The following is a 13,349-nucleotide window of genomic DNA, read 5'->3' as shown; positions in this document are numbered from 1 at the left end:
GACGTTTTAACAAGATACTACACTAGGCTGATTATAGCCGATGGGAATGCTGTGAACTTGAACCATGTGCCGGATGCGGCCGAACAATTGCCCGATCCACTGCTCGATAACGATGTTGACGCCGATTTTGACGGCGAGTTCCCCGGCGCCACCGTGCCGGGCTTTGCCGAGCCGCTGGCGCCGATCGAGCTGCAGCTGACCCCCGAGGCGTGCGGCGAACGGCTCGACAAGGTGATCGCCAAACTCGTGCCGCAGTTTTCGCGCGGCCGGCTGCAAAGCTGGATCGAGGAGGGCTTCGTCACCGTCGACGGCAAGCCCGCCAAGGTGCGCGCCACCGTGTACGGTGACGAAAAAGTCGTCGTGCTGCCGCAGGCGGCACCGGAGGACGTGGCCTTCGCGCCGGAAGAGATCGCCCTGAACGTCGTCTACGAGGACGACCACCTGATCGTCGTGAACAAGCCGGCCGGCCTCGTCGTGCATCCGGGCGCCGGCAACTGGTCCGGCACCTTGCTGAACGGCCTGCTGCACCGCTGGCCGCAACTGGGCGGCGTGCCGCGCGCCGGCATCGTCCACCGCCTGGACAAGGATACCAGCGGCCTGATGGTGATCGGCAAGGACCTGCCCACGCAGACCGACCTGGTGCGCCAGCTGCAGGCCCGTACCGTCAAGCGCGAGTACTGGGCGCTGGTATGGGGCACGCCGCGCCTGTCCGGCACCATCGACGCATCGATGGGCCGGCACCAGAAGGACCGTGTCAAGATGGCCGTCTCGACCAGCCTGGGATCGAAACCCGCCATCACGCACTACCAGCGGCTGGAGTCGGGCGAGCTGGACCGTCGACCCGTCACCCTCGTGCAATGCCGCCTGGAGACGGGCCGCACGCACCAGATCCGCGTGCACATGGCGCACCTGGGCTTCCCGCTGGTGGGCGACTACGTATATGGCAAGCCGCACCTGACGGGCGTGTTCCACCGCCAGGCCCTGCAGGCACGCCGCCTGGGCCTCGTGCATCCGGCCACCGGCGAGGCCTGCGAATGGATCGTGCCGCTGGCGGACGACTTCCGCGCGCTGCTGGACGAGGCGGGCATCGAGGAACCGCCCGAGACAGTGATCGGCGAGGACTATGCCGACGAAGACGACTTCGACGACGAGGACGAATGAGCACAGCTTCCAACGCGCCGCAATGGCTGGTGCCGGACTGGCCAGACCTGCCGGCCTCGGTCGGCGTGCTGTGCACGACGCGGCGCGGAGGCGTCAGCCCGCCGCCGTATGACGACGGGCAGGGCAAGGGCGGCCTGAACCTCGGCACCCACGTGGGCGACGCGCCTCGCTGTGTCGAGCGCAACCGCGACATCGTGCGCGCCGAGCTGCCGGCCGAGCCGGCATGGCTGGCGCAGGTGCACGGCACGGCCGTTGTCGACGCGGGCATGGTCGATACCCTGGCCGGCGTCACGCCCGCGGCCGATGCCAGTTTCACGCGCGAGCGCGGCGTCGTCTGCGCCATCCTGACGGCCGACTGCCTGCCGGTCCTGCTGTGCGATGCGGCCGGCACGACGGTCGGGGCCGTGCACGCGGGTTGGCGCGGCCTGGCCGACGGCGTGCTGGAGCAGGCGGTGGCGGCGATGCGCAGGGCGGGCGCCGGCGAGCTGCACGCCTGGCTGGGCGCGGCCATCGGCCCGGCCAAGTTCGAAGTGGGGCCGGAAGTGCTGGAGGCGTTCCTGGCGCGGGCGGACCAGAACGTCGACCTGGTGCGCGCCGCCTTCATACCCGTCGCCGAGCGGCCCGGCAAATACCTGTGCAACCTGTATGCGCTGGCCCGCATCGCGCTGGCGCGCGTGGGCGTGCACCGGATCGCGGGCGGCGACTTCTGCACCGTGTCGAACTCCGGGCGCTTCTATTCCTATCGCCGCGACGGCATCACGGGCCGCCAGGCCAGTCTCATCTGGATCAGGTGACGGGACGGCAGCGTCACGCCGGCGGTTCCTTGTCGCGCGCGGCGCGCGCGGCAGCCTCGGCACGCCGCCGTTTGCGCCGCTTGCCTCCTGTCAAATAGAATAGAATGCCCAGTGGCAGGGCACAGTAGAACAGGAATGTCATCATCCCCGCCACGAAGGTAGGTTCCGTCAGCGCCATCAGCAGCACGACATAGATCCAGGCAAGCGCGACTATCAGCATCGGTTTTAGTAAGTCTTCGGTAACAAAGATCAATTCTAAATGGAATGCACCAATGAACAAGCCTGACCTTATGCCCGACCCGCAAGCGATCGCTACCGCATGGATGTCCCAGATCAGCGATCCGAACCAGTGGCAGTCGTGGTTCCGCATGATGCCCGACATGGACGCGCTGCCCGGCGCCGCGCTGCTGCGCGATGCGGGCGCCGGCGTGCGGCCCGACGTGCTGGACACCCTGAAGAACGACTATATCGCCGAATTCGGCGCGCTGTGGCAGGAATTCCTTGCCGGCCGCACCCCGCAGTTGAAAGACAAGCGTTTCGCCGCGCCGGCGTGGACGTCCAATCCCGTTACGGCGTTCAACGCCGCAGCCTACCTGCTCAATGCCAAGTTCCTGATCGCGATGGCCGATGCCGTCGACGCGTCGGCGCACCAGAAACAGAAGATCCGCTTCGCCGTGCAGCAGGTGGTCGAGGCCATGTCACCCGCCAACTTCCTCGCGACCAACCCGGAAGCGCAGCAGAAGCTGATCGAGACGAAGGGCGAGAGCCTGACCAAGGGCCTGGCCAATATGCTGGAGGACATGCGCCGCGGCCATATCTCCCAGTCCGACGAAAAGGCGTTCGAGGTGGGCCGCAACCTGGCCACGACCGAAGGCCAAGTGGTGTACGAGAACGCGCTGTTCCAGCTGCTGCAGTACAAGCCGCAGACTCCGACCGTGCACCAGCGCCCGCTGTTGATGGTGCCGCCGTGCATCAACAAATACTACATCCTGGACCTGCAGCCCGACAACTCGCTGGTGCGCTATGCCGTCGAGCAGGGCAACACCGTGTTCCTCGTCTCCTGGCGCAATGCCGACCAGTCGCTGGCGCAGACGGGCTGGGACGACTACGTGGAGCAGGGCGTCATCGAGGCCCTGCGCGTGACGCAGGATATCTCCCGCGAGGACAAGCTGAACACGCTGGGCTTCTGCGTCGGCGGCACGCTGCTGGCCACCGCGCTGGCGGTACTGGCGGCGCGCGGCGAGCAGCCGGCCGCCAGCGTGACCTTGCTGACGACGTTCCTGGATTTCTCCGACACGGGCGTGCTGTCCGTCTTCGTCGACGAAACGCAGGTCAAGCTGCGCGAACAGACGCTGGCCCGCGGTGGCCTGATGGCGGGGCGCGACCTGGCCAGCACGTTCTCGAGCCTGCGCCCGAACGACCTGGTGTGGAACTACGTGCAGTCGAACTACCTGAAGGGCAACGAGCCGCCGCCGTTCGACTTGTTGTACTGGAACGCCGATTCGACCAACCTGCCGGGTCCCATGTTCTGCTGGTACCTGCGCAACACGTACCTGGAAAACAGCCTGAAGGTGCCGGGCAAGCTGACGGTCGCGGGCGTGCCCGTGGACCTGGGCACGATCGATGCGCCGGTCTTCGTCTACGCGTCGCGCGAGGACCATATCGTGCCGTGGCAATCGGCGTACGGCTCGACCCTGGTGCTCAATCCGGGCCGGCGCGAACGCAACCGCTTCGTGCTTGGCGCCTCCGGCCACATCGCCGGCGTCATCAATTCGCCAGCGAAGAAGAAGCGCAGCTACTGGCTCAACGACGACGCCACCGCGCCGGCGGATGCGTGGCTGGCCGGCGCCACCGAACATCCCGGCAGCTGGTGGCCCGAGTGGGCCGCGTTCCTGGCCGAACACGGCGGCAAGGACGTCAAGGCGCCGGCCAAGCTGGGCAATGCCAAATACAAGCCGATCGAGCCGGCCCCCGGGCGCTACGTCAAGCAGAAGGCGGAGTGACACCCGACGGGTCGGCCCGTCGCGTGTTAGTTGCGTTGTAATAAAGACCGATTAGTGCCGGAAATAGGCGGGACAGGGCAAAATCTTATCCCGCCGCCACCATTTGTGGTTTTTTTCACTCTATAATAGGGCGACCGGGCTTGGGGAAAGCGCACCGCGATACGCTTTCGCAGCTCGCTTCTTTCATGCAGTTTCAGCTGTTTTAACCAGGTGCGCGCCACCAGCGCCGCATCAGTGGATGAGTGGACTTGTGATGAGTAGTGCAAAAAAAAGTGCTGAACGCTTGATCAAGAAGTATCCGAACCGCCGTCTTTACGATACCCAGACCAGTTCCTATATCACGCTGACCGACGTCAAGCAGCTTGTGCTGGATGCCGATCCGTTCACCGTGGTCGATGCGAAGTCCAACGAAGACCTGACCCGCAGCATCCTGCTGCAGATCATTCTGGAGGAGGAAGCCAGCGGCGTGCCGATGTTCTCCACCGACGTGCTGGCGCAGATCATTCGCTACTACGGCCACGCGATGCAGGGCATGATGGGCTCCTACCTGGAAAAGAACATCCAGGCATTTACCGACATCCAGCGCCGCCTGACGGCCAGTGCGGCCAATTTCGACGGCAAGACGTTCAGCCCCGAAATGTGGACCCAGTTCATGAACGTGCAGGCCCCGATCATGCAGGGGATGATGAACAACTACATTGACCAGAGCAAGAACCTGTTCGTGCAGATGCAGGAGCAGATGCAGAACCAGAGCCTGAGCCTGTTCGGCGCCTTCCCGTTCGCGGTCCCGCCCACGACAACGCCGCCGGAAAAGAAGTAAGGCACCCGGCAAACCGGCCCCGCGCCGGTTTTTTTGGGCCTGGGCTGTCGGGGTCTGTCCCTACGGGACTGACCCCGAAGTTTCTCGACTGAGCCCGCAGCGCCGTGGGGTCAGTCCCTCCAGGGGCTGACCCGGTTTCCCACCACGGCCGTGTCCCACGACGCTCGCATGAGCGCTAGCCAGTGGAACCGTCACCACACCCACCAATAATTTGTTGACCTGACATTTTAGCCACTGTTACTATCTTTATATGGAGATGGAATCGTTTCCACTCCGCCAACCAGAAGGAGACGACGTGGCAGCAAACGACCCAGGCAGCACCTTCGATCCCCCTGCGGACGCCGTCGTGCGCCGGCCCGACTTCCTGCTGGGCGTCGCCACCGCGGCCTACCAGATCGAGGGCGCGGCGACGGAAGACGGCCGCCTGCCATCGATCTGGGACACGTTTTCCGCCACGCCCGGCAAGGTGCTGCACGGCGACACCGGTGCCGTCGCCTGCGATCACTACCTCCGCTGGGAAGAGGACGTCGAGCTGCTCGCCGGCCTGCACGTGGACGCCTACCGCCTGTCGATCGCATGGCCGCGCGTGGTGGACGCCGCCGGCCGGCCGAACGAGAAGGGCCTGGCGTTCTACCGCAAGCTGTTGCGGCGCCTGAAGGAGAAGGGCATCCGCACCTCGGTCACGCTGTACCACTGGGACCTGCCGCAGCACCTTGAGGATGCCGGCGGCTGGCGCAACCGCGCCACGGCCTACCGCTTCGCCGAGTACGCGGACCTGGTGAGCCGCGAGTTGGCGGGCCTGGTGGACTTCTGGTCCACGCTGAACGAACCATGGTGCTCGGCGATGCTGGGCTATGGCACCGGCCACCACGCGCCCGGCCAGGCCGACCTGCTGGCGGCCAACCAGGCCATGCACCACCTGCTGCTGGGGCACGGGCTGGCGCTGGCGACGCTGCGCCGCAACGACCCGGCATCGCGCAAGGGCATCGTCGTCAACGTGGGCCGCGGCACGACGGACGGCACGACGCCGGACGACGCGCGCGCCGCCGAACTGTTCGAGCTGCAGCACAATGACTGGGTGCTCGATCCGCTGCTGCGCGGGCAGTATCCGCCCCGGCTGCACGACGAGCTATGGCCGGCGGCACGCCCGCCCGTCCAGGACGGCGACCTGGAAACCATCGGCACGCCCCTCGACTTCCTGGGTATCAACTACTACTTCCGCACCAATGTGCGCGCGGACGGCAATGGCGGCTATGTCGAGGTGCCGTTGCCAGGCGTCGAGCGCACCCAGATGGGCTGGGAGGTGCATCCCGACGGCCTGCGCGACCTGCTGACCGGCTTCCACCGGCGCTACGACAACCTGCCGCCCATCTACATCACGGAAAACGGCATGGCCAGCGACGACCGCGTGGTGGACGGTGCGGTCGTCGACCGCCAGCGCATCGCCTTCCTGGAACGCCACCTGGCGGCGGTGGACGAAGCGGTGAAGGCGGGCGTGGACGTGCGCGGCTACTACGTCTGGTCGCTGCTGGACAATTTCGAGTGGGCCTTCGGCTACGAGCGCCGCTTCGGCATCGTCCACGTCGACTACGCGACGCAGCGGCGCACGCCCAAGCGCAGCGCGGAACTGTTGCGCGAGTTCCTGGCGCGGCGGCGCTCTCCCAGCTGAGCCGTGGCATCACTTATGATAGGCAACCCACTATAAAAACAGCGCCACAGGCGCCAGGAGACAATATGAACAAGGCCAAGAAGGGGGCCAGGGCGCTCGTTGCGGGTGTCCTGGTGCTGGCGGGCGCCGGTGCGGGCGCAGCCACGGCGGCACCGGCGGCGGAGCCGCTGAAGGCGACGGTATCGCACTGGTGGACGTCCGGCGGCGAATCGGCCGCGATCCGTGAGTTCGCCGACGCCTACAACCGTGCCGGCGGCAAGTGGATCGACCAGGCCGTGGCCGGCGCCGAGCAGTCGCGCGCCTCCACGATCAACCGTATCGTCGGCGGCAATGCGCCGGCGGCCGCGCAGTTCAACACGTCGCGCCAGTTCCGCGACATCGTCGACCAGGGCCTCCTCAACAACGTGGACGACGTGGCCGCGCAGGGCAACTGGGACCGCATCCTGCCACAGACGATCCTGGACGTCATCCGCATCGACGGCCATTACTACGCCGCCCCGGTGGACATCCACATGCCCGCCTGGTTCTTCTATTCGAAGAAGGCGTTTGCCCAGGCGAAGATCAAGGACGAGCCGCGTACCTGGGACGAATTCATCGCCACGCTGGACAAGCTGAAAGCGGCCGGCCTGATCCCGCTGGCCTTCGGCGGCCAGGTGTGGCAGGAGAAGATCGTGTTCGACGCCGTGTTCGCGCTGGTGGGCGGGCCCGAGCTGTTCCTGAAGGTCTACCGCGACCGCGACATCGCCGCGGTGCGCTCGCCCGCGTTTCGCAACGTGCTGGTATCGTTCCGCAAGCTGAAGGCCTATACCGACCCGGGTGCGCCGGGGCGCAACTGGAACGATGCAACCGCCCTCGTCGTGTCGAACCGCGCCGGCATCCAGATCATGGGCGACTGGGCCAAGGGCGAGTTCTCCGCCGCCGGCCAGGTGGCGGGACGCGACTTCGGCTGCTTCCCCGGCTTCGGTCCGAAGGCGCCTTACATCGTGGCCGGCGACGCGTTCGTATTCCCCAAGACGGCCAAGCCCAACGTCGTCAAGGCGCAGAAGCTGCTGGCCACCGTGCTGACGTCGCCGGGCGCGCAGGCCGCGTTCAGCGCGCGCAAGGGTTCGATCCCGATCCGGCCGGACGTGGACCTGTCGCAGCTGGACATGTGCGCGCGCCTGGGGCTCGCCATCATGCAGGACAAGTCGCGCCAGTTGCCGAATGCGGAGATGCTGGTGGAGCCGGACCTGAACGGCGCCATGCAGGACGTGCTGACGAATTACTGGAATCGCAACCAGACCCCGGAACAGGCGCAGCAGGCCTTTGCCCAGGCGATGAAGGACAACACGTGGTGACCGGACACCGTGCATCCTCCCGGGCTGCCCGCCGGTCCGCTTGCGGGGCGGCCTACCTTGCGCTGCTGCCGATGGCGCTGACCGTCGTCGTGGCCTACGTCGGCACCTTGCTGTGGACCGCGCGCGTCTCCGTCAGCAGCGCGCGCATCTTCCCCACCGGCGACTTCGTCGGCCTGGGCCAGTATGAACGGCTGTTCCGCAATGCGCGCTGGCTGCTGTCGCTGGAGAACCTGGCCATCTATGGCGTGCTGTTCATCCTGGCGTGCCTGGTCGTGGGCTTCCTTCTGGCCGCTTTCATCGACCAGAAGGTGATGGGGGAGGGCGTGCTGCGCACCGTGTTCCTGTATCCCTACGCGATGTCGTTCGTCGCCACGGGCCTCGTGTGGCAGTGGATCCTCAATCCCGAGCTGGGCATCCAGCGCGTCATGCGCCGGCTCGGCTTCGAGGACTTCACGTTCGACTGGATCGTCGACCAGGACAACGCGCTGTACACCATCGTGCTGGCCACCGTGTGGCAGGCCTCGGGTCTCGTGATGGCGCTGCTGCTGTCCGGCCTGCGCGGCATCGACGAGGAGCTGTGGAAGGCGGCCCGCATCGACGGCATCCCGACCTGGCGGGTGTACGCCAGCATCGTGCTGCCGATGCTGTGGCCAGCGCTGTCGACGGCCTTCATGCTGCTGGCCGTGATGGTGGTGAAGCTGTTCGACGCGGTGGTGGCGATGACGCAGGGCGGCCCCGGCACCGCCACCGAAGTGCCGGCCAAGTTCATCATGGACTACCTGTTCGGCCGCGCCAACATCGGCCTGGCGTCGGCGGCATCGATCGTGCTGCTCGTCACCGTGCTGGCCGTTGTCGCGCCGCTGTACTACGCCCGCACGAAGGCCGTGCAAAGGGGCCTGAAATGAAGCGCGACGCCATGGCCGATATCGCCCTGCCACCCGTGCGGCGCAAGCGCGGCGGCATGACGCCGGCCCGCCTCGGCGTGTACGTCTTCCTCGTCACGGCCGCGCTGTTCTTCCTGGTGCCGCTGTACGTCATGCTGGTCACCTCCGTCAAGCCGATGGCGGAGATCCGGCTGGGCAACCTGTTCGCGCTGCCGCTGGCCCCCACGCTGGCGCCGTGGGACAGCGCGTGGCGCACGGCCTGCACGGGCCTGGAATGCGAGGGCATCCGCGGCGGCTTCTGGAACTCCGTGTGGATCACCTTGCCCAGCATGGTGCTGTCGATCGCCATCGGCGCGGTCAATGGCTACGCGCTGTCGTTCTGGCGGCCGCGCGGCGCCAGCCTGCTGTTCGCGCTGCTGATGATGGGCGCGTTCGTGCCGGCCCAGGTGATGCTGTACCCGCTGGTGCGGGCGCTGGCCGCGGTGGAGCTGTACAGCTCCTTGCCTGGCATCGTGCTGGTGCACGTGATCTTCGGCATGCCGACGATGACGCTGTTGTTCCGCAATTACTACGCGGCGCTGCCGCAGGAGCTGTTCAAGGCGGCGCGCATCGACGGCGGCGGCTTCTGGCGCATCTTCTTCGAGCTGATGTTGCCGATGTCCACGCCCGTCATCGTCGTCGCCGCCATCATGCAGGTGACGAACATCTGGAACGACTTCCTGCTGGGCCTTGTGTTCGCCGGCAGCGACCATTTGCCGATGACGGTCCAGCTGAACAACATCATCAACACGACGACGGGCGAGCGCCTGTACAACGTCAACATGGCGGCGACGATCCTGACGTCGCTGGTGCCGCTGGCGCTGTACTTCCTGTCGGGGCGCTGGTTCGTGCGCGGCATCGCGGCCGGCGCCGTCAAGGGATAAGGAAAAGGAAAACCACGCATGGCCAATGTCTCCATCCGCAACCTGGGCATCCAGCTGGGTGCCAACCGCGTCATCTCCGCGCTCGACCTGGACGTGCGCGCCGGCGAGTTCGTTGTGCTGCTGGGCCCATCGGGCTGCGGCAAGTCCACGCTGCTGCACAGTATCGCGGGCCTGAACGACGCGGCCGCCGGCAGCATCGAGATCGGCGGGCGCGACATGACGTACGCCGATCCGAAGGACCGCGGCATCGCGCTGGTGTTCCAGTCGTACGCGTTGTACCCCACGATGAACGTGGAGAAGAACATGTCGTTCGGCCTGCGCATCGCCGGCACGCCGAAGGACGAGATCGCGCGTCGCGTGGCGCGCGCGGCCGACATGCTGCAACTGGGCCCGCTGCTGGGGCGCAAGCCGGGCCAGCTGTCCGGCGGCCAGCGCCAGCGCGTGGCCATCGGCCGCGCCATCGTGCGCCAGGCGGACGTGTTCCTGTTCGACGAGCCGCTGTCGAACCTGGACGCCAAGCTGCGTACCGAACTGCGGCGCGAACTCAAGCTGCTGCACCGCCAACTGGGCGCGACGATGATCTACGTCACGCACGACCAGGTCGAGGCCATGACCCTGGCCGACCGCATGGCCGTCATGCAGGGCGGCGCGATCCAGCAGTTCGACACGCCGGACGCCATCTACCGCCGCCCGGAAAACCTGTTCGTGGCCACCTTCCTGGGCGCGCCCGGCATGAACCTGTTGCGCGGGCGGCTGCTGCGCCACGACGGCCGCGTGTTTTTCGACGACGGTCACCTGGCGCTCGACGTCACGGGCTACCCGTTCCGCCAGCCGCCCGCCGAAGGGCAAGGCTGCATCCTGGGCGTTCGGCCGGAGGACGTCGAGGTGCGTGCCGACGGCCCGTGCCGCGGCAGCGTGACCCTGGTCGAAGCGATGGGTGCGCACCGCGTGCTGTGGCTGGACCATCACGGCACGCAGGTCGCCGCCATCGTGCAAGACGAGGGCGCGCCAGCCGGCGGCGCCGCCGCGTTCGCGCTGCGGCCCGACCGTCTTTCGTTGTTCGACGAGGCCAGTACCCAGCGGCTCTGACCCGCAGCACCCAACCCAGAGGGCGATGGCCGCGCTGCGGCCGGGACCCGTCGCGCCTGCAATCACAACGGAGGGAACACCGATGAAGCGACTGAACAAGACGACACTGGCGCTGTGCCTGGCGGCGCTGGGCGGCGAGGCGGCGGCGCAAGCGGTGGCGCAAGCCGCGGCGCCGGCGGAGGGCGGCACGATGGAGCGCATCGTCGTCACGGCCAACCGGCGCGACCAGCTGGTGCAGGACACGCCGCTGGCGGTCAGCGCGTTCACCCAGGACACGCTGCAGAACAACCAGGTCAAGGACCTGGCTTCCCTCACGGCGCTGGTGCCCAGCCTGGTGGTGGAGCCGCACAGCGACTCGGGCGGCGTGCACGTCTACCTGCGCGGGGTCGGTTCGGCCAACCACACGGAGCTGGGCGACCCGGCGGTGGCGTTCTACGTGGACGGCATCTACCTGCCAAGGCCGCAGGGCGCGACGGCGCTGATGTACGACCTGGCGCACGTGGAGGTTGCGCGCGGCCCGCAGGGCACGCTGAACGGGCGCAACTCGACGGCCGGCGCCGTCAACCTGGTGTCGGCCGCGCCCAACACGACCAGGACGATGGGCTCGGCCAGCGTCACGGCCGGGAACCGCCATCGCCTCCAGGTGCAAGGCATGATCAACCTCCCGTTCGGCGACAACGTGGCGCTGCGCGTGGCCGCGATCAAGGACAGCCACGAAGGCTACGTGGACTTCGCGCGCGGCTCCAACGTGCCGCCGGGCGCGGACAAGTACGGCGCGCAGGACCAGGCCGGCGCGCGCGCCACGCTGCTGTGGAAGCTGACGCCGGCCTTGCGCGCCACCTTCATCGCCGACTACTACGAGGACAAGGGTGCCGGCAACGTCTACCTGGCGCAGGAACCGCCGGCCGGGCAGGACCGCTGGAGCGCCGTGATCGACACGCCGGGTGCGCTGGACCAGTCGATCGCGACGTACAAGACCAAGTGGAACTGGGCCGCTACCGACTGGTTGGACGTGCAGTACCTGGGCAGCTGGAGCCGGCTGCAGCGCAGCAACGCCAGCGATGCCGATGCCGGCATGTTCCTGGGGTTCAAGGCGGAAAACCGCACCGAGTGGGGCCAGTTCGACAGCCATTCGAACGAGCTGCAGTTGCGCTCCGCCGGCACGGGACCCGTGCAGTGGGTGGCGGGCCTGTTCGAGTTCGGCGAGAAGAACCGCATCCGCTTCGACATCGACCGCAGCCAGATCTCGGAGGCCACGCTGCGCCAGGACCTCGCCGCCGGCAACGTCATCTTCGTGCGTCCGACGGTGGGCGAGTATGCGTCGGCGATGTCGTTCATCCAGGGCGACCGCCAGCTGAAGTCGAAGGCCGTGTTCGCGCAGGGCAGCTATGACCTGAACGAACAGACCAAGGTGACGGCCGGTGCGCGCTACACCAAGGACCACAAGTTCGACCGCGGCGGCCAGAACTGGGCCTGCCCGAACTGGCCGGACAACGCGCCGCGCGGCACCGAGGTCTTGACCCCGAACCAGCTCGCGCAGCTGGTCACGCCGGGCACGGGCCTGATCAACACCCACAATATCGGCCCGGGCGGGCCGGTCACGGTGGCGAACTGCGGCAACACGCCGGGCGACAACACGGCCGACCTGGAATACGGCCAGGCCACGTGGCTGGGCCGGGTCGAGTACAAGCCGGCCAAGGACATCCTCGCGTTCGCGTCCGTGACGACGGGCTTCCACTCGCCGGCCATCGGCGATGGCGGCGCTACGACGAAGCCGGAAAAGCTGACCAGCTACGAGATCGGCTTCAAGTCCGACCTGCTGGGCCGGACGCTGACATTGAACCTGGACGCGTTCTGGATGAAATACAAGGACAAGCTGGAGTCGCAGGTCGTCAACAACACGCTGCAGAACTTCAACGCGGCCGGCGCGACGGTGAAGGGGATCGAGGCGGAATTCGCGTGGCGGCCGAGCCAGGCGGCCCGCATCGGCGGCAACGCCACGTGGCTGCGCGCGGCCTACGACAGTTTCCTGTCGTGCGACATCGACGCCGCGCGTGCCAACGGCCAGGCCTGCGGCACGACGGCGCCGACGGAAGACGTGGGTGGTTCGGTGCTGAAGCATGCGCCGCGTTTTGCCACCACCGTGATGGGCGAATACGACTTCGCCGTCGCGGGCGGCCGGTTGACGCCGCGACTCCAGGCGCACCACGAAACCAGGTCGTTCATCGCGTCGGGCGCGTTCAGCCGCGACGTGCCGGGCCACCCCGGCGTCAAGCAGCAGCCAGCCTATACGACGCTGGACATGAGCGTGCGCTACGAACCCGCGAACAAGGCGTACACGGCGGAGCTGTTCGTCAACAACGCCACCGACAGGGAGGTGAAACACGACGCGGTCGAGGTATGCACGCAAGTGGGCGCGCCGTGCCAGCCGAACCAGCAGATCTGGGCGGCCTACTACAACCAGCCGCGCACGTTCGGGGCGCGGTTGTCGATGAAGTTCTGAATCGACGTGTGCGGACCGGGGTCTGTCCCTGCAGGGACAGACCCCGAAGTTTGCACGCATATGGCAAGCCGCCACGGCCAACTTCAGGGTCAGTCCCCATGGGGGACAGACCCTTGCGGCTGCCCTGCTGTTGTTTGCCGCCGCCGGCTTCTCGTCCACCCCACCT

The 13,349-nt window shown here is 67.1% G+C and carries 11 protein-coding genes; 10 read left to right on the top strand and 1 reads right to left on the bottom strand.

The window, feature by feature from the left end:
- The first annotated feature begins 51 nt into the window (after positions 1-51).
- A complete protein-coding gene (locus PX653_RS08375; protein WP_371876434.1) occupies positions 52-1,161 on the top strand; it encodes an RluA family pseudouridine synthase in 1,110 nt (369 codons plus the stop codon).
- Positions 1,158-1,955 carry a peptidoglycan editing factor PgeF gene (pgeF, locus tag PX653_RS08370; RefSeq protein WP_277417433.1) on the top strand — a complete coding sequence of 266 codons (798 nt, stop codon included), beginning with the start codon at positions 1,158-1,160 and terminating at the stop codon, positions 1,953-1,955. Before PX653_RS08375 ends, pgeF begins: the two co-directional genes overlap by 4 nt.
- 13 nt (positions 1,956-1,968) lie before the next feature.
- On the opposite strand, the gene PX653_RS08365 is transcribed toward pgeF, so the two are convergent.
- A complete protein-coding gene (locus PX653_RS08365; RefSeq protein ID WP_307731047.1) occupies positions 1,969-2,235 on the bottom strand; it encodes a hypothetical protein in 267 nt (88 codons plus the stop codon).
- On the opposite strand from PX653_RS08365, the gene phaC reads away from it, so the two are divergent.
- From phaC to PX653_RS08325, 8 genes are all read left to right on the top strand, one after another.
- The gene (phaC, locus tag PX653_RS08360; protein WP_277417432.1) at positions 2,228-3,958 is read left to right on the top strand and encodes a class I poly(R)-hydroxyalkanoic acid synthase; all 1,731 of its coding nucleotides are present in this window, start codon (positions 2,228-2,230) and stop codon (positions 3,956-3,958) included. The genes PX653_RS08365 and phaC overlap by 8 nt on opposite strands.
- A gap of 253 nt (positions 3,959-4,211) precedes the next feature.
- On the top strand, positions 4,212-4,778 hold the full coding sequence (phaR, locus tag PX653_RS08355; RefSeq protein WP_277417431.1) for a polyhydroxyalkanoate synthesis repressor PhaR: 567 nt from the start codon (positions 4,212-4,214) through the stop codon (positions 4,776-4,778).
- 256 nt (positions 4,779-5,034) lie between these two features.
- Positions 5,035-6,447, top strand: a complete 1,413-nt coding sequence (locus PX653_RS08350; RefSeq protein WP_371876433.1) for a GH1 family beta-glucosidase — start codon at positions 5,035-5,037, stop codon at positions 6,445-6,447.
- 65 nt (positions 6,448-6,512) lie between these two features.
- A complete protein-coding gene (locus PX653_RS08345) occupies positions 6,513-7,784 on the top strand; it encodes an ABC transporter substrate-binding protein (protein ID WP_277417429.1) in 1,272 nt (423 codons plus the stop codon).
- Positions 7,785-7,855: 71 nt separating this feature from the next.
- The gene (locus PX653_RS08340; RefSeq protein ID WP_277418543.1) at positions 7,856-8,689 is read left to right on the top strand and encodes a carbohydrate ABC transporter permease; all 834 of its coding nucleotides are present in this window, start codon (positions 7,856-7,858) and stop codon (positions 8,687-8,689) included.
- Between the two features lie 11 nt (positions 8,690-8,700).
- A complete protein-coding gene (locus PX653_RS08335; protein WP_371876470.1) occupies positions 8,701-9,591 on the top strand; it encodes a carbohydrate ABC transporter permease in 891 nt (296 codons plus the stop codon).
- 18 nt (positions 9,592-9,609) lie between these two features.
- The gene (locus tag PX653_RS08330; RefSeq protein ID WP_277417427.1) at positions 9,610-10,680 is read left to right on the top strand and encodes an ABC transporter ATP-binding protein; all 1,071 of its coding nucleotides are present in this window, start codon (positions 9,610-9,612) and stop codon (positions 10,678-10,680) included.
- 82 nt (positions 10,681-10,762) lie between these two features.
- The gene (locus tag PX653_RS08325) at positions 10,763-13,183 is read left to right on the top strand and encodes a TonB-dependent receptor (protein ID WP_277417426.1); all 2,421 of its coding nucleotides are present in this window, start codon (positions 10,763-10,765) and stop codon (positions 13,181-13,183) included.
- Positions 13,184-13,349: the final 166 nt, after the last annotated feature.

The organism is Pseudoduganella chitinolytica, from assembly GCF_029028125.1.
In the GTDB taxonomy this organism is placed as follows: Bacteria; Pseudomonadota; Gammaproteobacteria; order Burkholderiales; family Burkholderiaceae_D; genus Rugamonas; species Rugamonas chitinolytica.
The sequence above is the reverse complement of the archived record's forward strand: the minus strand, read 5'-3'. Positions and strand labels throughout refer to the sequence as shown.

Coding starts and splice junctions, on each gene's coding strand:
- pgeF (WP_277417433.1), top strand. CDS start 1,158: ATGAGCACAGCTTCCAACGCGCCGCAATGGCTGGTGCCGGACTGGCCA.
- phaC (WP_277417432.1), top strand. CDS start 2,228: ATGAACAAGCCTGACCTTATGCCCGACCCGCAAGCGATCGCTACCGCA.
- phaR (WP_277417431.1), top strand. CDS start 4,212: ATGAGTAGTGCAAAAAAAAGTGCTGAACGCTTGATCAAGAAGTATCCG.
- PX653_RS08350 (WP_371876433.1), top strand. CDS start 5,035: ATGGAATCGTTTCCACTCCGCCAACCAGAAGGAGACGACGTGGCAGCA.
- PX653_RS08345 (WP_277417429.1), top strand. CDS start 6,513: ATGAACAAGGCCAAGAAGGGGGCCAGGGCGCTCGTTGCGGGTGTCCTG.
- PX653_RS08340 (WP_277418543.1), top strand. CDS start 7,856: ATGGCGCTGACCGTCGTCGTGGCCTACGTCGGCACCTTGCTGTGGACC.
- PX653_RS08335 (WP_371876470.1), top strand. CDS start 8,701: ATGGCCGATATCGCCCTGCCACCCGTGCGGCGCAAGCGCGGCGGCATG.
- PX653_RS08330 (WP_277417427.1), top strand. CDS start 9,610: ATGGCCAATGTCTCCATCCGCAACCTGGGCATCCAGCTGGGTGCCAAC.
- PX653_RS08325 (WP_277417426.1), top strand. CDS start 10,763: ATGAAGCGACTGAACAAGACGACACTGGCGCTGTGCCTGGCGGCGCTG.